We start from the raw sequence: 18,940 nt of genomic DNA, 5'->3' as shown, positions 1-18,940 counted from the left end.
CTGTTATGTATATGTTCTATATCTGAAATCAAAGATATAGCATTGTTAGTCGGCTCGCAATCCGCGAGGATGTCGTTTTCCCAGCAGGAACCGACTGTGCCTGATTGCCGCCCACCGCTTGCGTCCCCGACCCGTCCGCGCCACGCCATGCCGCCCGGCGCCTGCGACGCGCATTGCCATGTCTTCGGGCCCGGCAACGTGTTTCCCTATGCCGAGGGCCGTTCCTACACGCCGCCCGATGCGCCCTATGCCGCCATGGCCGCGCTGCATGCGCACCTGGGCATCGAGCGCGCGGTGGTGGTGCAGGCCAACTGCCACGGCTCGGACCATAGCGCGCTGCTGGATGCCCTGGCGCAAAGCGGTGGCCGCTATCGCGGCGTGGCGTTGCTGGGCGCGGATGCCACGGCGGCGCGTGTCCGGCAACTGCACGACGGCGGCGTGCGCGCCGCGCGCTTCAACTTCGTGCCGCACCTGGGCGGCGCGCCGGACCCGGCCGTGTTCGACCACGTGGTGGCGCTGATTGCGCCGCTGGGCTGGCATCTGTGCCTGCATGTGGACGGCGCGATGCTGCCCGAACTGCTGCCGCGCCTGTTGGCATTGCCCGTGCCTTTCGTGGTGGATCACATGGGCCGATTGAAGGCGGCCGACGGCCTGGATTCGCCCGCGATGCGCGCATTGCTGTCGTTGGCCGATGTGCCGCAGGCCTGGGTCAAGGTGTCGGGCATCGACCGCATCGCGTCGGGCAAGCGCCCGTTTGCCGAAGGCATACCCTTTGTGAGCGCGTTGGTGCAGGCCATGCCCGATCGTTGCCTGTGGGGCACCGACTGGCCACATCCCAACGTGGCGGGCGATATGCCCGATGACGGCGAGCTGGTGGATACCTTCTTTCAGGCCTGCCCCGATGCCGCCGTACGCCAGCGGGTGCTGGTGGACAACCCCGCAAAGCTGTACGGATTCGCGTAGACACCCGACGTTGCGCGTCGCTTAAAAAAATTCGATTCAACGAGGAGACACCATGTTCAAGAAATTGCTTTCGGCCACCGTGCTGAGTCTGTCCGCTTTCGGCGCGGCCCATGCCGACGGCCCGGTGCGCCTGATCATTGCGTTCCCGCCCGGCGGTCCGGTGGACCTGGTCGGTCGCGTGCTGGCCGAACAGCTGGGCAAAGAGCTCAAGCAAAACGTTATTGTCGAAAACAAGGCGGGCGCCAATGGCAACATCGCGGCCGCCTATGTGGCCAAGGCGCCGGGCGATGGCTCGGTGCTGTTCCTGACCAGCGTGGGCGCGGTGGCGATCAGCCCGGCGCTGTACAAAGACCTGCCGTACGACCCCGTGCGCGACTTTGCGCCGGTGTCCAAGGTGGTCAACAACGCCACGGTGTTCGTGGTGAACCCGTCCAACCCGGCTAGCGACGCGGCGGACTTCGTGAAGAAGTCGCAGGCGGCGTCGCAATCCGTGGCGATCGGCTCGTCGGGCATAGGCAGCATTCCGCACCTGACGATGGAAATGTTCGCCGACGCCAGCAAGGCCAACGTGCTGCATGTGCCGTACAAGGGGGCCGCGCCGGTCATCAATGATGTGATGGGCAACCAGGTGTCGGGCTTCTTCGGCGACGTGCCCGGCCTGATCGGCCATATCCAGGGCGGCAAGCTCAAGGCCTTGGGCATCGCCGCGCCCACGCGCCACCCGCTCCTGCCCGATGTGAAGACCTTGGCCGAACAGGGCATTGCCGGCGTGGAATCGAATAACTGGTACGGCATCGTCGCGCCTGCCTCCACGCCCGCCGCCACTGTCGACAAGCTGAATCAGGCGGTGCGCGCCGCCTTGGGCAATGAAGCCGTGCGCGCCAAGCTGGAGAAGTTTGGTGCCCAGGCAGCGCCCAGCTCGCCGCAGGAACTGGCCGCGCTGATCGCGTCCGACCGCGACAAGTGGACCGCGCTGATCCAGCGCAAGAACATCCGTCCGGAGTAAGCATGAGCGCCAGCCGAGTCACCCCCGTGGTCCCGGGCACCCGCCAGGAACTGGCTACGATCGAGGCGCGTATCAGCGCCGCGCGCGGCCGGATCTCGCCGCTATACCAGGTGCTGCTGAACAGCCCCGCCGTCGTGGATGGCTGGGAAGCCATGCTGACCGCCATCCGCCAGAAGACGTCGCTGTCGCCGCGTCTGCGTGAACTGATCATCTTGCGCGTAGCGACCCTGAACAACGCGCCCTACGAATTTGACGCGCATGTGCCGCACGCCTTGGCGGGAGGCATGCCGCAGGAAGTGATCGACGCCTTGCGCTCCAACCCGGCGCCGCAAGATGTGCAAGGGCTGGCCCCCGGCGAAGCCGAGGTGCTGGCGTTGACCGACGCCATGACGCGCGACATCGAGGTACCCGACGCGGTGTTCGCGCCCGTGCGAGCACGCTACGATGACGCGCAACTGGTCGAGCTGGCCGCGACCGTGGGCGCGTACAACATGGTGTCGCGCTTCCTGGTGGCGCTACGCGTCGGACATTGAAGGAGATGACAGTGCAGGAATCCGTATTGCTGGTGTCGCTGGGCGAACGCTTTGACAAGGCCCGCGCGGCCGACATGGCAGAGCGTCTGACGGCCGGGCTGGACAAGGTTGAGGTCAGCGCGTTTGCCGCCGTTGAAGAGGCGGACACGTATGTGTACCTGCGCGGCGCAAGCCATGCGCTGGCCGAAATCCAGGCGCGTCTGGCCGAGAGCTTCCCTGGCGCTCGCGCCCGCGTGTTGCATCAAACGCTGGACCTGCCGGGGGCGTCGGCAGGCCAGGACGCGCCGTGGCACTACATCGTTGAAACCGATGTGCTGCCCGAGGCCGAGCAGGACTTGAACGCCTGGTATGACCAGGAACATCTGCCGGGGCTGGCGTCCGTGCCCGGCACGGTGCGCGCGATGCGCTTTGAATGTCGCGATGAATCACCGCGATACCTGGCGTGCTACGACCTGCACACCCGCGAAACCTTCGGCAGCCCGCCGTGGCTGGCCGTGCGCGCCACCGACTGGAGCAGCCGCGTGCGGCCTTCGTTTCGCAACACGCGCCGCACGATGTTCAAGAAAATCCTGTGACGGCGGGCCGGCGATGGGCCGGCAAGGAGGCATGATGAAAATGAAACAGCTGCTGACGGGGCTGACGATCAGCTGCGCGGTCGTGGCGTCGACGCCGGTGCTGGCGGATGCACCCAAACGCGTCAATGTGCTGGTCGGCAACGGCGCGTCGATTGAGGTGCTGGACCAGGGGCAGGGGCCCGCGCTGGTGCTGCTGCCGTCACGGGGACGCGGCGCGCAGGATTTCGACGAACTGGCCGAACGCTTCGTGCAAGCGGGCTATCGCGTGCTGCGTCCGCAGCCGCGCGGCATCGGCGGCAGTACCGGGCCGATGTCGGGCATCACGCTGCATGATCTGGCGGACGACCAGGCCGCCGTGATTCGCACCGTGGCGCGCCAACCGGTGGTGATGGTGGGTCATGCCTTCGGCAACTGGGTGGCGCGCGCCACGGGCGTCGACCACCCCGAGCTGGTGCGTGGCGTGGTGATCGTGGCGGCGGCGGCCAAGCAATATCCCAAGGGTCTGAGCGAACACGTGGATCGCAGCGCCGAACTGTCGTTGCCCGACGCCGAACGCCTGAAGTCGATCCAGTACGCGTTCTTTGCGCCCGGCAACGACGCGCGCGTCTGGTTGAACGGCTGGTACCCGGACGTCAGCGAGAGCCAGCGCCTGGCCGGCAAGGCCACGCGCCAGTCCGATTGGTGGTCGGGCGGGGCCAAGCCCTTGCTGGACCTGCAAGCGGAGCTGGATCTGTTCAAGCCGCCGGCCACGCGCAACGAAATCCGCGATGAGTTCGGTGACCGCGTGTCCGTCGTCGTGGTTCCCGGCGCGGGCCACGCGTTGGTGCCCGAAAAGCCCCAGGCGGTGGTGGACGCCATTGCGGCGTGGGAACGTACGCTGCGTTGATTGCGGTGTATTGAATGCGGCGCGGGCCGGCCACGCAACCCCAGCCGTCGCATTGCCGCCAGGGCAGCCCAAATGAAAGGGCCTGGATATCCGAGGATATCCAGGCCCTTTGCGCTTCCCGGCAGGCTTAGTTGATCTGGCCCAGCAGCAGGAATTCCATCAATGCCTTTTGCACGTGCAGGCGGTTTTCGGCTTCGTCCCAGACCACGCTTTGCGGCCCGTCGATGACTTCGCCGGTAACTTCCTCGCCACGGTGGGCGGGCAGGCAGTGCATGAACACGGCTTCGGGGTCGGCCGCCGCCATCATTTCAGCGTCAACGCACCAGTCGGCAAACGCCGCGCGGCGCTCTTCGTTTTCGGCTTCGTAGCCCATGCTGGTCCACACGTCGGTCGTGACCAGGTGCGCGCCCTGGCACGCCTGCATGGGGTCCTTGAACTGGCGCAGCACCTTGTCCGACGGCGAGCCGATGCGCGAGGCTTCAAGTTCGTAGCCCGCAGGCGTGGACACGTGCAGCGTAAAGCCCAGCATCTCGGCTGCGTGCAGCCAGGTGTATGCCATGTTGTTGGCATCGCCCACCCAGGCCACCGTCTTGCCCGCGATGGGGCCGCGATGTTCGATGTAGGTGAAGATATCGGCCAGGATCTGGCAGGGGTGGAATTCGTTGGTCAGGCCGTTGATGACCGGCACGCGCGAATGCGACGCAAAGCGCTCGATGCGGGTCTGCTCGAACGTACGGATCATGACGATGTCGACCATGCGCGAGATGACGCGCGCCGTGTCTTCGATGGGCTCGGAGCGGCCCAGCTGCGAATCGTTGGAGGTCAGGTTGATGACCGAGCCGCCCATCTGGTACATGCCGGCCTCGAACGAGACGCGGGTGCGGGTGCTGGCCTTTTCAAACACCATCGCCAGCGTGCGGTCGTGCAGCGGCATATGGGGTTCGTAGCGTTTGAACTTTTCCTTGATCAGGCGCGCGCGGTCCAGCACGTAGGCGATTTCAGCGGAAGAGAAATCCTTGAACTGGAGAAAATGCCGCAACGGGCCGTTTTGAGTCGTGGGAGGAGTCATGGTGTTGTCGCAGGTCATTGAGCCCGACCGGGCTGGTGGCCCGGTCGGTACGTTGATTATGGTTTTTCGGACAGGAAGCGTTGGATGAGCGGGACCAGGGTGGCGACGATCTGGTCCGCCTCTTGTTGGGTAAGGATCAGGGGCGGCAGCATGCGGATGACGCGGTCGCGCGTGACGTTGATGAGCAGGCCGGCTTCAAGGGCGTGCAGCACCAGCACGCCGCAGGGGCGCGCCAGTTCTATGCCCAGCATCAAGCCCCGCCCGCGTACCTCGGTAACGCCCGCCGTGTCTGCCAAGGCTTGCGCCAGGGCGTCCTTCAGGTAGTTGCCCACCGTGTGGGCGTTGTCCAGCAGCTTGTCGTCTTCCAGCGTGTCCAGCACGGCCAGGCCGGCGGCGCAGACCAGCGGCCCGCCGCCGAACGTGGTGCCATGGCTGCCGGGCGTGAACACCCCGGCGGCAGGCCCTGCGGCCAGCATCGCGCCAATCGGCACGCCGCCCGCCAGCCCCTTGGCCAGCGTCATCACGTCAGGCTTGATGTCGGCCCATTGATGCGCGAACCACTTGCCGGTGCGGCCGATGCCGGACTGCACTTCGTCGATCATCAGTAGCCAGCCGCGCTCGGTGCACAGCGCGCGCACCGCTTGCAGGTACGAGATGTCGGATGGGCGGATGCCGCCTTCGCCTTGCAGCACTTCAAGCAACACGGCGGTGGTGCGCGGCTCGGCGTCGCCCGCCGCGCGCACGGCGTCCAGGTCGTTATAGGGCACCTGGATGAAGCCGCTGGGCAGCGGTTCGAAGCCCTTGCGGGCCTTGTCGCTGCCCGTGGCCGCCAGCGTGGCCAGCGTGCGGCCATGCCAGGACGAATCCATGGTGATGATGTGGGCGTGCTTGTTGCCGCGCTGGTAGGCGTAGTAGCGGGCCAGCTTGATGGCCGCCTCGTTCGCTTCCGAGCCGCTGTTGCAAAACAGCGCTTCCTGCATGCCCGACAAAGCGCTCAGGCGGGCGGCAAGCGCGGCCTGCTGGGGAATTTCGTAGATGTTCGACGTGTGGATGACGCGCGCGGCCTGTTCGCTGATGGCCGCCACCAGTTTCGGATGGGCGTGTCCCAGGCACGACACGCCGATGCCGGCCAGTGCGTCCAGGTATTTGCGCCCTTGGGCATCCCACAACCATGCGCCGTGGCCGTGCGTGAACGCAACCGGCAGGCGGGCATAGATATTGGCCAGAGGCGAGGTCATTGCGGATCCTCCTGGGGGATTACCAAAAAGCCGCCTTCAAAAAGCCGCCTTCAATTCGATGGACCCCGGGCGAAAGCGGGGCGGAATCGGCTTTTGGAAGAGGGCAAAGGATCAATCATATACAATTCGCGGCGCAGGGCGCATGTTTGATCACGCCGAAGATCCGGCTTTCGTGAAAGGCGCGCTGTAGTGAAGAACTCATGGCAACTCGCGTCAGACAATTCGTAATTCATGGCGTTACCGAAAGCGGTAGCCGATTCCGCCCCAGCGATTGGGCGGAGCGGCTCGCTGGCGTAATGGCACAGTTCCGGCCCGCCGGCTGTGCTGGTAACCACCTCACTTATTCGCCCTATGTGCTGCCTGTCGTGATCGACGGCGTGCGCGGAATCGTGGTCGACCTGCGTTTGCGCGACCTGGAACCGCTGGCGTACAAGTTCGTGGTGGATTTCGCTCGCGACAACAACCTCAAGACGGAAGAACGCGAAATCTAAGTGCCCGAACGAAAAAGCGCCCCGACCGGGCGCTTTTCTCATTCGTGCCGGACCGGCACGCCCGAACGGGCGGGCCGGCGCCTACGCCGCGCCTGCGCGCGGCGAGGTCGGCCGCGCGGCTCAGGTTCCGTAGCGGTCAAGAATCTTGCGGATGTCGCGCACGCCCGACCCGTCGGTGCTGAGCAGCGCGCGCGCCGTCACGGATTCCAGATGATGTTCCAGCAGATGCAGCACGTGCTTTTCGTCGCGCGCGCGCAGGCCTTCCACAATGTCCATGTGTTCGCTGACCGCGCATTCGCTGGAATGCGGCCGTCCGTAAAGCGCCAGGATCAGCGAGCAGCGCGACACGATTTCGTTCACGTAGCGGGCATAGACCGCGTTGCCGGATAGCTCGGCCATCAGGATGTGGAATTCGCCCGACAGTCGGATGGATTCATTCGTGCTGTTGCGCTTGCGGGCCGCTTCCTCTTCTTCGACGTGACGCGCCAGGCGCGTCAGCCCGGCTTCGGTGATGTGTTGCAGCAGCCGGCGGGCGACATCGCGTTCCAGGCAGCGCCGGGCCTCGAAGATATCGTGCGCTTCTTCCAGGCTGGGCCGCGCCACCGCCGCGCCGCGATTGGGGCGCAAATCCACCAGCCCTTCGCTGAACAGCCGCGTCAACACGCCGCGCACAATCGTGCGGCTGACCCCGAAACGCTCGCCAATGATGTCTTCGGGCAGCTTGTCGCCCGGCAGCAAGGCCTGTTCGATAATGGCGCGGCGTAAATTTATGTATACGATTTCGCTGCGGTTTACGTCTTTCTTGGCGGGCTCGTTGGCCGGCGGCGCGAGAGGTTTCATCGTCTTCTTTGGCTCCTGGACGTGCGCGTTTTCATTGTAATGGGATAGGCCGCGGCACCGGCCGCCGCTGCGCACTGCGGGTGTGGGCAAGCATACTACAACGCCCGCTAAGGGTTAGCGATAGCTTGAAGCCAGAGCGCAAGCGCGTACATTGTCGGCATAAATCGTATACAAACATTTATACGAAACGGAATTCGCTGAACGAGTCCGTTCAGATTGTTTGTATACAAACCGCCGAGGTTGCTTGATGCCAGCACTGCCCGCAATGCCAGCAATGCCCCACGCCGTCACCGTCGACCGGCCCGCCTTCACGCCATACCGCCTGCTGGTGGTCAACGGCAACACCACGGCCGACTTGACCCGCAGCCTGGCCGCCCAGGCGCGCACGTTTTTCGATGGCGCGGCCCACATACACGCCGTCACCGCCGTATTCGGACCCGCCTATATCGCCAGCCGCGTCGAGGCCGCCGTGGCCGCGCATGCCGTGCTGCAAACCGTGGAGCAGGAAGTGGCCCGGGCCGAAACGCCGTTCGATGCCTGCCTGTTGGCCTGTTTCGGCGAACCCGGCATCGGCGCCGTGCGCGAATGCCTGAATGTGCCCGTGGTGGGCATGGCCGAAGCGTCGATCATGGCCGCCATGCAGCGCGGCGACCGCTACGCCATCGTTACCGTTGGGCAGCGCTGGCCCGGCATGTTGCGCGAACAGATCCGCCAACTAGGTCTGGAAGCCCGCTGCGCCGCCATCATCGCCTTGCCCGGCAACGCGCTGGATTACGTGTCGCGCTCGCCCGAATCCGCCGCGCAAGTCAGCCTGGCGCTGGACGCCGCGGTGGCGCAGGGCGCCGACGTGGTCATCGTGGCTGGGGCCGCCCTGGCCGGTTACCTGCCTGTGCTGCCGCGCCGGCCCCTCGTTCCGATCATCGATTCCTATCGCGCCGCGCTGGCCCAAATGCTGGCCCTGGCCTCACTGGACCGCGCGCAGCGCTTGTGCGCATTGAACTGACCCCGCCGGGTCCGATCGCCATGCCTACCGCGCCGGGCCCGACCCGGCGACATCAAACCGGGTATCAGCCCGATAGACAAGGGAGAGTTGCAGCCATGAAGACGTTGCTTAAATGGACCGCCGGCGCGGTGATCGCGCTGTCGGCCATCACGGGGGCTTCGGCCGCCAACACGCTTAAGTGGGGCGCCGCGCGCGACCTGGATTCGCTGGACCCGTATTCCTACGGCAGCACCTTCAACCTGGCTTTCCTGAACCACGTGTACGAAGCGTTGATCCGCTACGACGACAAGTTCAACATCACGCCCGCGCTGGCCGAATCCTGGGAATCGGTGTCGCCCACGGTGCTGCGCTTCAAGCTGCGCCCGGGAGTCAAGTTTCACAACGGCGCGCCCTTTTCGGCGGACGACGTCGTGGCGTCGATGACGCGCGTGTCGGACGAGGCCTCGCCGCTAAAGGGCAACCTGCCGGCGTTCAAGGCCGTGCGCCGTGTAGACGACCTGACCGTCGACATCGAAATGACGCATCCGTACCCGTTGATGCTCAACGACCTGACCAATATCTTCATCTTCAACCGCCAATGGCTGGTCGATAACAACAGCACGCGTCCGACCGACGCCGCCAAGAAGATCGAAGGCTATGCCACGCACAACGCCAACGGCACCGGCCCCTTCAAGGTGGAGTCATACCGGCCCGATACCCGCACCGTGCTGGTCGTGAACAAAGACTGGTGGGACAAGCCCCGCCACAATCTGGACCGCATCGAATTCACGCCCATCGCGTCGGCGCCCACGCGCGTGGCCGCGCTGCTTTCCGGCGACATCAACTTCACCGAAAACGCGCCGCTGCAAGACCTGGACCGCCTGCGCGCCGCGTCCAACGTGAAGGTGCTGGCGGCGACGGAATTGCGCACGCTGTACTTCGGCATGAACCTGGGCGACAAGCTGGTCGGCTCGAACATCACCGACAAGAACCCGCTGAAAGACCTGCGCGTGCGCCAGGCGCTGTACATGGCGCTGTCGCCCGATCTGCTGCAAAAGCGCGTCATGCGCGGCCTGTCGCGCACCACCGGCGCGCTGGTGGCCCCGTCCATTCCCGGCTACGACATCAAGCAGGAAGAGCGCCTGCCGTTCGATGCGGCCAAGGCCAAGAAGTTGTTGGCCGATGCCGGCTACCCCGACGGCTTCACCTTGTCGCTCCTGTGTTCGAACGACATGTTCGTGAACGAAGAAGAACTGTGTCAGGCCGCCGCGTCGATGTGGGCGCGTATTGGCGTCAAGGCGTCGCTGGCCAGCGGGCCGCGGTCGTTGCAGAACCCCAAGCGCTCGCGTGGCGAGTTTGACATCACCATCCACGGCTGGGCCAACGAGCCGCAGATCGATGCGCTGTCGATCCTGCTGCAAGTGATGCATAGCCGCACCGGCCCGGCGGGCGTCTTCAACTGGGGGCAGTGGGGCGACCCGGCGCTGGACGCGAAGATCGACGCGGCCGCCGCCGAGATGGACCGCGACAAGCGCATCAAGATGATGGCCGAAGTGTTGCAGACGCTGCATGACGACGTGCGCTTCCTGCCGCTGCACCAGCAGCCCATGGCCTGGGCCGTGGGCGACAAGGTGGGCGACGTGCTGCAAATGCCGGACAACAAGGCGCGGCTGTGGACGGTGCGCATGCAGTAGCACGCGCGGTTCATGCAACCGCCGCGCCCCGGTCGGGGGCGGCGGTTGCAACAGTCCGACATCGGGTCTGAAGGAGGCCGCACATGCTGGCATTCATTGTTAGACGGGTCTTTAACGCAGTCGGCGTGATGCTGGCGGTGGCGTTGCTGGCCTTCGTGATATTTCGTTTTGTCGGCGATCCCGTCGACATGATGCTTAACGAGCAGGCTTCGCAAACCCAGCGCGACGAGCTGCGCGAACGCCTGGGCTTGAACGCGTCGGTGGGCATGCAGTTCGTGCACTTCGTCACCAACGCCGCGCAGGGCGAATTCGGCATTTCTTACCGCAACCAGCAAGACGTGTTCGCGCTGGTGGCCGAACGTTTCCCGGCCACGTTCGAACTGGTGATGATGGCCACGCTGCTGTCGCTTGCGATCGGCGTGCCGCTGGGCGTGCTGACGGCCATCTATCGCAAGTCACGCATGGCGCAGGCCTTGCAGTTCGTGTCCATCCTGGGTATCTCGTTGCCCAGCTTCGTCGTCGGCATCATGCTGATCCTGATTTTTTCGGTGCAGCTGGGCTGGCTGCCGGGCTTCGGGCGGGGCGACACGGTGAAGATCGGCGGGTGGTCAACGGGCTTGTTGACGCCGTCCGGCCGCGCCGCGCTGGTGCTGCCGTCGATCACCCTGGCGCTGTTCCAGATCACGCTGATCATGCGGCTGGTGCGGGCCGAAATGCTGGAGACGCTGCGCACGGAATTCATCAAGTTCGCGCGCGCTCGCGGGCTGCCGGATCGCATCGTGCATTTTCGGCTGGCGCTGCGCAATTGCCTGATGCCGGTCATTACCGTGACGGGCATGCAGATCGGCAACCTGATCGCCTTCGCGTTGATTACCGAAACCGTGTTCCAGTGGCCGGGCATGGGCTTGCTGTTCATCCAATCGGTCATGTTCGTGGACATTCCCGTCATGGCCGCCTATCTGGTGATCGTGTCCTTCATCTTCGTGGCGCTGAACACGTTGGTGGACATGATGTACGGCGTGGTCGATCCGCGCCTGCGCAGCCAGCACGTCAAAGGAGGCGCCAGTGGCCACTAAACCTTTCTCTACGCCGTATTCGGGCGGTGCGCGCAGCCGGCTGTCACGCTTCTTGCAAAGCGATTTGTGGTGGAGCCTGCGGCACGATTATGTGGCAATGGGCGCGGGCATCGTGCTGTTGGTGGTGGTGTTGCTGGCGGTGTTCGCGCCGTGGATCGCGCCGCAAAATCCTTATGACCTGGCGCAGCTGGATCTGTTGAACGCCGAGCTGCCGCCGTTCTGGGTGGAAGGCGCCGACCCGCAGTTCCTGTTGGGCACCGACACGCAGGGCCGCGATGTGTGGTCGGCCATTCTGTATGGCTCGCGCATGTCGCTGGCGATCGGGCTGGCCACGGTGGTGCTGTCGCTGGCCATCGGCTTGCTGGTGGGCCTGGCGGCGGGCTATTTCGGCGGTTGGGTCGACAACGCCTTGATGCGCGTGGGCGACACGCTGCTCAGTATCCCCACCATTCTGGTCGCCATTCTGGTGACCGCGGTGTTCCGGCAACTGCTGCCGCCGGGCCTGCGCGAAACCTTGTCCGCCGTGATCCTCATCCTGGCCATCTCCATGACCAACTGGGTGCAGTACGCGCGCACGGTGCGGGCGTCGGCGCTGGTCGAGCGTGGCAAGGAATATGTGCAGGCGGCGCGGCTGATCCGGGTCAGTTCGCTGCGCATCATGCTGACGCACATCCTGCCCAACACGCTGACCCCCGTCATGGTGACGGCCACGCTGAACCTGGGGCTGGCCGTGCTGATCGAGGCCACGCTCAGCTTCCTGGGCGTGGGCATGCCGCCTACCGAACCGTCGCTGGGCACGCTGATCCGGCTGGGCAACCAGTTCCTGTTTTCGGGGCAGTGGTGGGTGGTGGTGTTCCCCGCGCTGTATCTGAGCCTGATCGTGCTGGTGGTGAACCTGCTGGGCGATTGGCTGCGCGACGCGCTCAATCCCCGTCTGCGCTGACGGCGCAATCTTCAATAGAGGTCAAGCATGGAAAACGCAACGCTGTACACCCACGTCCGCCCGGCGGGTGGCGAGATCACCACGGTGCTGGTCAAGGACGGCCGCTTCCACGCGTTGGGGGGCGAGGCGCCCTCAGGCGTGCCGGTGGTGGACGGGGGCGGTGCGCTGATGCTGCCGGGGCTGATCGACGCCCACGCGCATCTGGACAAGACGATGTACGGCATGCCCTGGTATCGCAACGAGGTCGGCCCGCGCCTGATCGACAAGATCGAGAACGAGCGCGCTGAAAAGAAGCGCCTGGGTATCGACCCGTATCGGCAATCGGCGCGGCAGATCGTAATGTCGATTGCCGACGGCACCAGCCACATCCGCAGCCATGTGGACGTGGACACCGACATCGGCCTGGGCGCGATCGAAGGCGTGATGCGCGCGCGCGAGCAGTACCGCGACCAGATCGACGTGGAACTGGTGGCCTTTCCGCAAAGCGGACTGCTGATCCGTCCCGGCACGCTGGCGCTGATGGACGAGGCGCTGCGCATGGGCGCGGAGGTGGTGGGCGGGCTGGACCCGGCGGGCATGGACCGCGATCCCAAGGGGCATCTGGATGCCATCTTCGGGCTGGCCGACAAGCACGGCAAGCCAATCGACATCCACCTGCACGAGGCCGGCGAGCTGGGCGCGTTTTCGATGCAGATGACGATCGACCGCGTGTTGGCGCTGGGCATGCAGGGCAAGGTCACCTTGTCGCATTCGTTCTGCCTGGGCATGCCGGACACGCAGGCGGTGCAAGCGCTGACGGACGGGCTGCTGGCCGCCGGCATTCACATCATGACCACCGGGTCCGCGTCGCGGCCGGTGCCCAATGTGGCGCGGCTGCGCCAGGCCGGCGTCACCGTCTGTACCGGCAACGACGGCATGCGCGATACCTGGGGCCCGTACGGCAAGCCCGACATGCTGGAGCGCACCATGCTGGTGGGCCTGCGCAACAACTTCCGGCGCGACGACGAACTGGCGATGGCGCTGGACGTAGCCACCTATGGCAATGCGCGCGTGATGCAGTTGCAGGACTATGGCCTGGCGCCGGGCTGCCATGCCGATTTCGTGCTGGTCGATGCCGAGACCGTGGCCGAGGCCATCGTGGCCCGGCCCGTACGCAAGCTGGTCGTCAAGCGCGGCCACGTGGTGGCGCGCGACGGGCGTGCCTTGGCGAGCGCGCCGTGATGTCCGCGATGATGTCCGCGATGATGCCCAACAGGGAAGGCCCCATCCTCTTGACCGCGCGCTGGGTGGTCGGCCATGAAAACGGCCGCCATTGCCTCTACGAGAACGGCGAAGTCGTGTTCGACGGCGACCGCATCGTGTACGTGGGCCATCGCTATCCGGGCAGCGTTGCGCGCCGCCATGACTACGGCCGCGCGGTGATCGGCCCCGGCTTCGTGGACCTGGATGCCTTGTCGGACCTGGACACGACCATCCTGGGTTTCGACAATTCACCCGCCTGGCGCAAGGGCCGCATCTGGCCCGAGACGTACATGCAGAAGGGGCCGTACGAGATGTACACGCCCGCCGAACTGGCCTTTCAGAAACGCTACGCGTTTGCGCAACTGATCCGCAACGGCATCACCACCGCCTTGCCGATTGCGTCGCTGTTCTACCGCGTGTGGGGCGAAACCCGCGACGAATTCCTGTCGGCCGCCAACGCGGCGGGCGAACTCGGCCTGCGCGTGTACCTGGGGCCGGCCTACCGCAGCGGCCACACCTATGTGGATGCCGACGGCAATATCCGCTGCCATTACGACGAGGCGCGCGGCATGGCGGGGCTGGCCGACGCCGTTGCGTTCTGCGATGAGATCGACGGACGTCACAACGGCCGGGTGCGCGCCATGCTGGCGCCGGACCGTATCGAAACCTGCACGCCGGACCTGCTGCGCGCATCGGCGCAAGCCGCGCAAGAACGCGATATTCCCATCCGGCTGCATTGCTGCCAGTCGCGCCTGGAATACGACCTGGTGCTGGAACAGCACGGCATGAGTCCGCCGGAATGGTTGCAAAGCCTGGGCTTCCTGTCGCCGCGCGCCTTGCTGCCGCATGGCACCTATGTATCCGGTTCGCGCCACATCCCGCGCCCCGGGAATGACCTGGACATCATCCGCGATGCGGGCGCCAGCATCGTGCACTGTCCGCTGGTGTCGGCGCGGCACGGCGCCACGCTGGACTCGTTTGCGCGTTATCGCAAGCTGGGCATCAACATCGGCATGGGCACCGACACGTGGCCGCCGGACATGGTGCAGAACATGCAGGTGGGCATGATGCTGTGCCGCGTGGCCGAAGGGTCCACCGAAGCCGTGCGCGCCGAAGACTACTACGACGCGGCCACCGTCGGCGGCGCGGACGCCTTGGGTCGGCCGGACCTGGGCCGCCTGGCCGTGGGTGCCAAGGCGGACATCGTCGTCTTCGATTTTTCGCATGACCGCAACGGCCAGATGATCGACCCGATCCAGACGCTGATGATCAGCGGCAGCGGCCGCGATGTGTCGCAAGTGATCATCGACGGGCGTTTCGTCATGGTGGACGGACGCATTCCCGGCTTTGACGCGCGCCTGGCGCAAGAGCAGGCGCAGCGGCAATTCGACGGCCTGGTTGCGCGCTACCCCGACCGCACCTGGGGCCATCCCCCGGTGCAGCAGATTTTTTCTTCCAGCTATCCGCGTCCCGCAAGGAGCAGGAGCCCGTCATGATGGCAATCGACCTTAACGCTGCGCCGGCCGGCGTGCCGACCTTGTCGGTGCGCGGCCTGTCGGTGGAATTTCCCACGCGCCACGGCACGCTGGTGGCCACGCGCGACATCAGCTTTGACATTCAACCCGGCGAAATCCTCGGCATGGTGGGCGAGTCCGGCGCGGGCAAGTCCTTGACCGGCATGGCGGTGATCGGCCTGCTGGAGCCGCCCGGCCGCCTGGGCGCCGGAGAAATCCTGCTGGCGGGCAAGCGCATCGACAACCTGCCGGCCAAGGCGCGGCAGCGTTTGCGTGGCAAAGAAATCGGCGCGATTTTTCAAGACCCGCTGACCAGCCTGCACCCGCTGTTCACGGTGGGTGACCAACTGATCGAAACCATCCGCCATCACGACAAGGTGTCCGCCCCGGCCGCCCGCGCCCGCGCGCTGGAGCTGCTGCTGGCGGTGGGCATTCCGGCGGCCGACAAGCGCATCGACCACTATCCTCACCAGTTCTCGGGCGGCATGCGCCAGCGCGTGGTGATCGCGCTGGCCCTGGCCGCGCGCCCCAAGCTCATCATCGCGGACGAACCCACCACCGCGCTTGACGTGTCGGTGCAGGCGCAGATCACGGCGCTGCTGCGCCGGCTGTGCCGCGAGCAGGGCACGGCTGTGCTGCTGGTTACGCACGACATGGGCGTGATCGCGGAAACCGCCGACCGCGTGGCGGTGATGTATGCCGGCCGCATCGTCGAGATCGGGCCGGTGCTGGACGTGCTGCGTCGGCCCGGGCACCCCTATACGCAAGGCTTGATGAACGCCATTCCGGGCCTGCGCCATCGAGCCGCCCGCTTGAACCAGATCGACGGCGCCATGCCGCGCCTGCACGCCATGCCCGATGGCTGTGCGTTTCACCCGCGTTGCGCGTCTGCCGGGCCGCGCTGTGCCCACACCCGGCCGCCCCTGGCCGCTTCGCCTTCGGGCGCTACCGTCAGCGCCTGCTGGCTGCACCAGGAAGGAGTGGCCCATGCCGCGTAACGATGATGTGCTGTTGCGGGCCGACGACCTGGCCTGCTGGTTCGACGTGTCGCCACCCTGGCTGGAACGCACGCTGTCGCGCCAGCCCATGCAGACGTTGAAGGCGGTGGATGGCGTGTCGCTGGCGGTGCCGCGCGGCACGACCCTGAGCATCGTTGGGGAATCGGGCTGCGGCAAGTCTACGTTGGCCAAGCTGCTGGTCGGCTTGGTCGCGCCCACGCGCGGCACGCTGCAATACGGGCGCAACCGGGCGGGCGGCGTGCTGTATCCGCAAATGATTTTTCAGGATCCCTACGCCAGCCTGAACCCGCGCTGGCGCGTCGGCAACATCGTGGCCGAACCCATCATCACCCTGGGCCTGCGCCGCACGCCCGCCGACACGCGCCGACGCGTGGACGAACTGCTGGAGCTGGTGGGGCTGTCCGCCAGCGACGCCAGCCGCTTTCCGCACGAGTTCTCGGGCGGGCAGCGCCAGCGCATTTCGATTGCACGGGCGCTGGCGACCCAGGCGGAATTCCTGGTGTGCGATGAGCCGACCTCGGCGCTGGACGTGTCGGTGCAGGCGCAAATCCTGAACCTGATGGGCGACCTGCAAAAGGAATTCGGCCTGACGTATGTGTTCATCAGCCACAACCTGTCGGTGGTGCGGCACGTGTCCGACAGCGTGGCGGTGATGTACCTGGGCAGAATCGTTGAGCAGGCGCCGGCCGATCAATTGTTCGAATCGCCGCGGCATCCCTACACGCGGATGCTGCTGGACACGATTCCCGACCTGGACGAGCCCCGCCGCGACCGTGAACCCATGGGTGGCGAGGTGCCCAACCCGATCCGGCCGCCGTCGGGCTGTACGTTTCATCCGCGATGCCCGGAGGCGCGCGATGAATGCCGCAGCGAAGCGCCGCAGGTCACGCAAACCGGTGGCCGGCAAACCGGTGGCCGGCAATTGCGCTGCCACGCGGTGCGCTGGGAACGCGCGGTGGCGGCCTGAAGGACCCGCCCATCACGCACGCTGCGGTGATGGGCGGTGATGGGCGGTGATGGCGGTAACCCCGCCTTTTTTTACTTCGCGTAGACCAGGTCGCGCAGACTCAGCGACAGGCCCGGCCAATACGTAATCACCAGCAAGCAGACGATCACCACGCCCACGAACGGAATCAGCGGTTTGACTATCCGCTCCAGCGGCAGCTTGGCCACCGCGCAGGCGGCGAACAGGTTCACGCCGAAGGGCGGGGTGATCATGCCCAGCGCCAGGTTCACCACCATGATGATGCCGAAGTGCACCGGTTCCACGCCAAACTTCAGCGCCACGGGCAGCAGCAACGGGGCCAGCACGACGATGGACGCCGACGTTTCGATGAACATCCCGATCAGGAACAGCGCGGCATTCACGCCCATCAGGAACGAGAACTTGGTTTCGAAGATCTGCGACAGCCACGTGCCCAGCGCATCCGGAATGCCGGCGCGATTGAGCAGGAAGCTGAACACGCCCGCGTTGGCGATCACGAACATGATCACGGCCGTGGACACCACGGATTTGTGCAGCGTAACGGACAGCTGCTTGAAGCTCAGGCGGCGGTAAATGAACTTGCCGACCACCACCGCATACATCACGGCCACCACCGACGCTTCGGTCGGCGTGAACACGCCGCCGTAGATGCCGCCCAGGATGATGACGGGCATCATCAGCGCCAGCCAGGCGCTCTTGAACGCGGGCCACAGCGGCAGGCGGCCTTCGCCGTCGCGCTTGCCCAGGTTGTTGCGCTTGGCGTAGAACCACACGTAGAACATCAGCGCCAGGCCGATCAGGATGCCGGGCATCACGCCGGCAATGAACAGTTCGCCGGTGGATGTGTCGGTGGACACGGCGTACAGAATCATCGGGATCGACGGCGGAATGATCACGCCTAATTCGGCCGCGCTGGCTTGTAGCGACGCGGCAAACGGCGCCGGGTAGCCGTGCCGGACCATGGCGGGGATCAGGATGGCGCCCACGGCGAACGTGGTCGCCACGCTGGAGCCGGCCACCGCCGCGAATATCATGCAGGTCAGCACGCAGGTGCAGGCCAGGCCGCCCTGGATGCCGCCCACCACGCTCTTGGCAAATTCCACCATGCGCTCGGAAATGCCGCCGGCTTCCATCAGGTTGCCGGCCAGGATGAAGAAGGGAATGGCGACCAGCGGGTACTTGTCCAGCGCGGCGTACAGCTGCTGGGCAACCACCACCCAGGGCAGGCCGGAGCTGCCGACGCCCGCCAGGCTGGCCAGGCCGATCGACACGGCGACCGGTACGGACAGCCCGAAGAAGATCAGCATCGAGACAATCATTAATTGGGACATGGCGATATCTGCTGCGTAGGTTCGATGGGGGCGGCTTAGCCTTGTGCGTCGTTGCGCACGGGCACGTCGTCTTCTTCGCCGGCGCACCAGCGGGCCAGCACGGCGATGGCGGCCAGCGTGGCGCCCACGGGGATCGCCAGGTAGATCCAGGAAATCGAGATGTCCAGGCTGGGCACCGTCTGGAAGCGCACGCGGTAGGTCATGTTGCCGCCGATCCAGGCCAGAAAGCCCAGGAAGCTTGCGCAGATCAGGCCGATCACGGTTTCCAGCACGCGGCGCTTGGCGCCGCCCAGCAGGTTGCGCAGCAGTTCAACGCTGATCATCGCGCCGTGGCGGAAGGCCAGCGCCACGCCCAGCAGCACGGTCCAGATCAGCAGGGCGCGGGTCAGCACCTCGCTCCAGTCGGCGGGCGAATGCAGGACGAAGCGGGCAATGACCTGGTAGAAGGCGGCAGCCGCGGCGGCTACCAGCAGAAGTTGGGCAAGAACCGAGACCAGCTTGAACAGGCCGCGGTCGAAAGCGCAGAGCAAACGCATGATGAATCCCGATGGCG

At 65.7% G+C, this 18,940-nt stretch carries 19 protein-coding genes; 14 read left to right on the top strand and 5 right to left on the bottom strand.

Translation table 11 applies throughout. The annotated features are described in order from the left end of the window. Positions 1-96 precede the first annotated feature (96 nt). From AC0Z35_RS13660 to AC0Z35_RS13640, 5 genes are read left to right on the top strand one after another with little or no spacing between them, the layout of a single operon-like run. Positions 97-963 (top strand): amidohydrolase family protein, encoded by an 867-nt coding sequence (locus AC0Z35_RS13660; protein ID WP_485132479.1) that lies wholly within the window; start codon positions 97-99, stop codon positions 961-963. 52 nt (positions 964-1,015) lie between these two features. Beyond that, positions 1,016-1,969, top strand: a complete 954-nt coding sequence (locus AC0Z35_RS13655; RefSeq protein WP_120154541.1) for a Bug family tripartite tricarboxylate transporter substrate binding protein — start codon at positions 1,016-1,018, stop codon at positions 1,967-1,969. A 2-nt stretch (positions 1,970-1,971) separates the two neighbouring features. After that, positions 1,972-2,502 carry a carboxymuconolactone decarboxylase family protein gene (locus tag AC0Z35_RS13650; protein WP_485132480.1) on the top strand — a complete coding sequence of 177 codons (531 nt, stop codon included), beginning with the start codon at positions 1,972-1,974 and terminating at the stop codon, positions 2,500-2,502. 11 nt (positions 2,503-2,513) lie between these two features. Further along, positions 2,514-3,077, top strand: a complete 564-nt coding sequence (locus AC0Z35_RS13645; protein ID WP_082134516.1) for a DUF4286 family protein — start codon at positions 2,514-2,516, stop codon at positions 3,075-3,077. Between the two features lie 34 nt (positions 3,078-3,111). Then, positions 3,112-3,963 (top strand): alpha/beta fold hydrolase, encoded by an 852-nt coding sequence (locus tag AC0Z35_RS13640; RefSeq protein ID WP_082134519.1) that lies wholly within the window; start codon positions 3,112-3,114, stop codon positions 3,961-3,963. A gap of 127 nt (positions 3,964-4,090) precedes the next feature. Here AC0Z35_RS13640 and argF read toward each other — a convergent pair whose 3' ends face one another. Next, positions 4,091-5,032 (bottom strand): ornithine carbamoyltransferase, encoded by a 942-nt coding sequence (gene argF, locus AC0Z35_RS13635; RefSeq protein WP_046805553.1) that lies wholly within the window; start codon positions 5,030-5,032, stop codon positions 4,091-4,093. A 56-nt stretch (positions 5,033-5,088) separates the two neighbouring features. Continuing rightward, the gene (locus tag AC0Z35_RS13630) at positions 5,089-6,270 is read right to left on the bottom strand and encodes an acetylornithine transaminase (RefSeq protein WP_485132481.1); all 1,182 of its coding nucleotides are present in this window, start codon (positions 6,268-6,270) and stop codon (positions 5,089-5,091) included. A gap of 200 nt (positions 6,271-6,470) precedes the next feature. Between AC0Z35_RS13630 and AC0Z35_RS13625 the strand changes: the two genes are divergently transcribed. Continuing rightward, positions 6,471-6,761 (top strand): DUF3579 domain-containing protein, encoded by a 291-nt coding sequence (locus tag AC0Z35_RS13625; RefSeq protein WP_013392635.1) that lies wholly within the window; start codon positions 6,471-6,473, stop codon positions 6,759-6,761. A gap of 120 nt (positions 6,762-6,881) precedes the next feature. Here AC0Z35_RS13625 and AC0Z35_RS13620 read toward each other — a convergent pair whose 3' ends face one another. Further along, positions 6,882-7,601 carry a GntR family transcriptional regulator gene (locus tag AC0Z35_RS13620; protein ID WP_104143274.1) on the bottom strand — a complete coding sequence of 240 codons (720 nt, stop codon included), beginning with the start codon at positions 7,599-7,601 and terminating at the stop codon, positions 6,882-6,884. A gap of 274 nt (positions 7,602-7,875) precedes the next feature. Between AC0Z35_RS13620 and AC0Z35_RS13615 the strand changes: the two genes are divergently transcribed. The 8 genes from AC0Z35_RS13615 (at position 7,876) to AC0Z35_RS13580 (ending at position 17,038) form a co-directional block, all read left to right on the top strand. Further along, positions 7,876-8,604, top strand: a complete 729-nt coding sequence (locus AC0Z35_RS13615; protein ID WP_485132482.1) for an aspartate/glutamate racemase family protein — start codon at positions 7,876-7,878, stop codon at positions 8,602-8,604. Positions 8,605-8,699: 95 nt separating this feature from the next. Next, entirely contained in the window at positions 8,700-10,277 is a 1,578-nt protein-coding gene (locus tag AC0Z35_RS13610) for an ABC transporter substrate-binding protein (protein ID WP_120154550.1), read from the top strand. 83 nt (positions 10,278-10,360) lie between these two features. After that, a complete protein-coding gene (locus AC0Z35_RS13605; RefSeq protein WP_046805483.1) occupies positions 10,361-11,353 on the top strand; it encodes an ABC transporter permease in 993 nt (330 codons plus the stop codon). Beyond that, on the top strand, positions 11,343-12,296 hold the full coding sequence (locus AC0Z35_RS13600) for an ABC transporter permease (RefSeq protein ID WP_052946039.1): 954 nt from the start codon (positions 11,343-11,345) through the stop codon (positions 12,294-12,296). The genes AC0Z35_RS13605 and AC0Z35_RS13600 overlap by 11 nt, the downstream gene beginning before the upstream one ends. A 27-nt stretch (positions 12,297-12,323) precedes the next feature. Continuing rightward, positions 12,324-13,517 (top strand): amidohydrolase family protein, encoded by a 1,194-nt coding sequence (locus AC0Z35_RS13595; RefSeq protein ID WP_485132483.1) that lies wholly within the window; start codon positions 12,324-12,326, stop codon positions 13,515-13,517. A gap of 20 nt (positions 13,518-13,537) precedes the next feature. Beyond that, entirely contained in the window at positions 13,538-15,034 is a 1,497-nt protein-coding gene (locus AC0Z35_RS13590) for an amidohydrolase family protein (RefSeq protein WP_485132484.1), read from the top strand. After that, complete coding sequence (locus tag AC0Z35_RS13585) at positions 15,031-16,050, top strand: ABC transporter ATP-binding protein (protein WP_046805481.1); 1,020 nt, start codon at positions 15,031-15,033, stop codon at positions 16,048-16,050. Before AC0Z35_RS13590 ends, AC0Z35_RS13585 begins: the two co-directional genes overlap by 4 nt. Continuing rightward, the gene (locus AC0Z35_RS13580; RefSeq protein WP_046805480.1) at positions 16,040-17,038 is read left to right on the top strand and encodes an ABC transporter ATP-binding protein; all 999 of its coding nucleotides are present in this window, start codon (positions 16,040-16,042) and stop codon (positions 17,036-17,038) included. The genes AC0Z35_RS13585 and AC0Z35_RS13580 overlap by 11 nt, the downstream gene beginning before the upstream one ends. Before the next feature lie 71 nt (positions 17,039-17,109). Here the strand turns inward: AC0Z35_RS13580 and AC0Z35_RS13575 are convergent, their stop codons facing one another. Both AC0Z35_RS13575 and AC0Z35_RS13570 read right to left on the bottom strand, forming a co-directional pair. Then, positions 17,110-18,387 carry a TRAP transporter large permease gene (locus tag AC0Z35_RS13575; RefSeq protein ID WP_046805479.1) on the bottom strand — a complete coding sequence of 426 codons (1,278 nt, stop codon included), beginning with the start codon at positions 18,385-18,387 and terminating at the stop codon, positions 17,110-17,112. 35 nt (positions 18,388-18,422) lie between these two features. After that, a complete protein-coding gene (locus AC0Z35_RS13570) occupies positions 18,423-18,923 on the bottom strand; it encodes a TRAP transporter small permease (RefSeq protein WP_046805550.1) in 501 nt (166 codons plus the stop codon). Positions 18,924-18,940: the final 17 nt, after the last annotated feature.

The organism is Achromobacter sp. 1L-A-4-B-C2, assembly GCF_057291955.1.
The sequence above is the reverse complement of the archived record's forward strand: the minus strand, read 5'-3'. Positions and strand labels throughout refer to the sequence as shown.

Excerpts from the sequence above, each read along its gene's own strand:
- AC0Z35_RS13630 (WP_485132481.1), bottom strand. The coding sequence starts at position 6,270 with ATGACCTCGCCTCTGGCCAATATCTATGCCCGCCTGCCGGTTGCGTTC.
- AC0Z35_RS13615 (WP_485132482.1), top strand. The coding sequence starts at position 7,876 with ATGCCCCACGCCGTCACCGTCGACCGGCCCGCCTTCACGCCATACCGC.
- AC0Z35_RS13610 (WP_120154550.1), top strand. The coding sequence starts at position 8,700 with ATGAAGACGTTGCTTAAATGGACCGCCGGCGCGGTGATCGCGCTGTCG.
- AC0Z35_RS13625 (WP_013392635.1), top strand. The coding sequence starts at position 6,471 with ATGGCAACTCGCGTCAGACAATTCGTAATTCATGGCGTTACCGAAAGC.
- AC0Z35_RS13585 (WP_046805481.1), top strand. The coding sequence starts at position 15,031 with ATGATGGCAATCGACCTTAACGCTGCGCCGGCCGGCGTGCCGACCTTG.
- AC0Z35_RS13640 (WP_082134519.1), top strand. The coding sequence starts at position 3,112 with ATGAAAATGAAACAGCTGCTGACGGGGCTGACGATCAGCTGCGCGGTC.
- AC0Z35_RS13580 (WP_046805480.1), top strand. The coding sequence starts at position 16,040 with ATGCCGCGTAACGATGATGTGCTGTTGCGGGCCGACGACCTGGCCTGC.
- AC0Z35_RS13595 (WP_485132483.1), top strand. The coding sequence starts at position 12,324 with ATGGAAAACGCAACGCTGTACACCCACGTCCGCCCGGCGGGTGGCGAG.
- AC0Z35_RS13570 (WP_046805550.1), bottom strand. The coding sequence starts at position 18,923 with ATGCGTTTGCTCTGCGCTTTCGACCGCGGCCTGTTCAAGCTGGTCTCG.
- AC0Z35_RS13605 (WP_046805483.1), top strand. The coding sequence starts at position 10,361 with ATGCTGGCATTCATTGTTAGACGGGTCTTTAACGCAGTCGGCGTGATG.
- argF (WP_046805553.1), bottom strand. The coding sequence starts at position 5,032 with ATGACTCCTCCCACGACTCAAAACGGCCCGTTGCGGCATTTTCTCCAG.
- AC0Z35_RS13650 (WP_485132480.1), top strand. The coding sequence starts at position 1,972 with ATGAGCGCCAGCCGAGTCACCCCCGTGGTCCCGGGCACCCGCCAGGAA.
- AC0Z35_RS13590 (WP_485132484.1), top strand. The coding sequence starts at position 13,538 with ATGATGCCCAACAGGGAAGGCCCCATCCTCTTGACCGCGCGCTGGGTG.
- AC0Z35_RS13575 (WP_046805479.1), bottom strand. The coding sequence starts at position 18,387 with ATGTCCCAATTAATGATTGTCTCGATGCTGATCTTCTTCGGGCTGTCC.
- AC0Z35_RS13655 (WP_120154541.1), top strand. The coding sequence starts at position 1,016 with ATGTTCAAGAAATTGCTTTCGGCCACCGTGCTGAGTCTGTCCGCTTTC.
- AC0Z35_RS13620 (WP_104143274.1), bottom strand. The coding sequence starts at position 7,601 with ATGAAACCTCTCGCGCCGCCGGCCAACGAGCCCGCCAAGAAAGACGTA.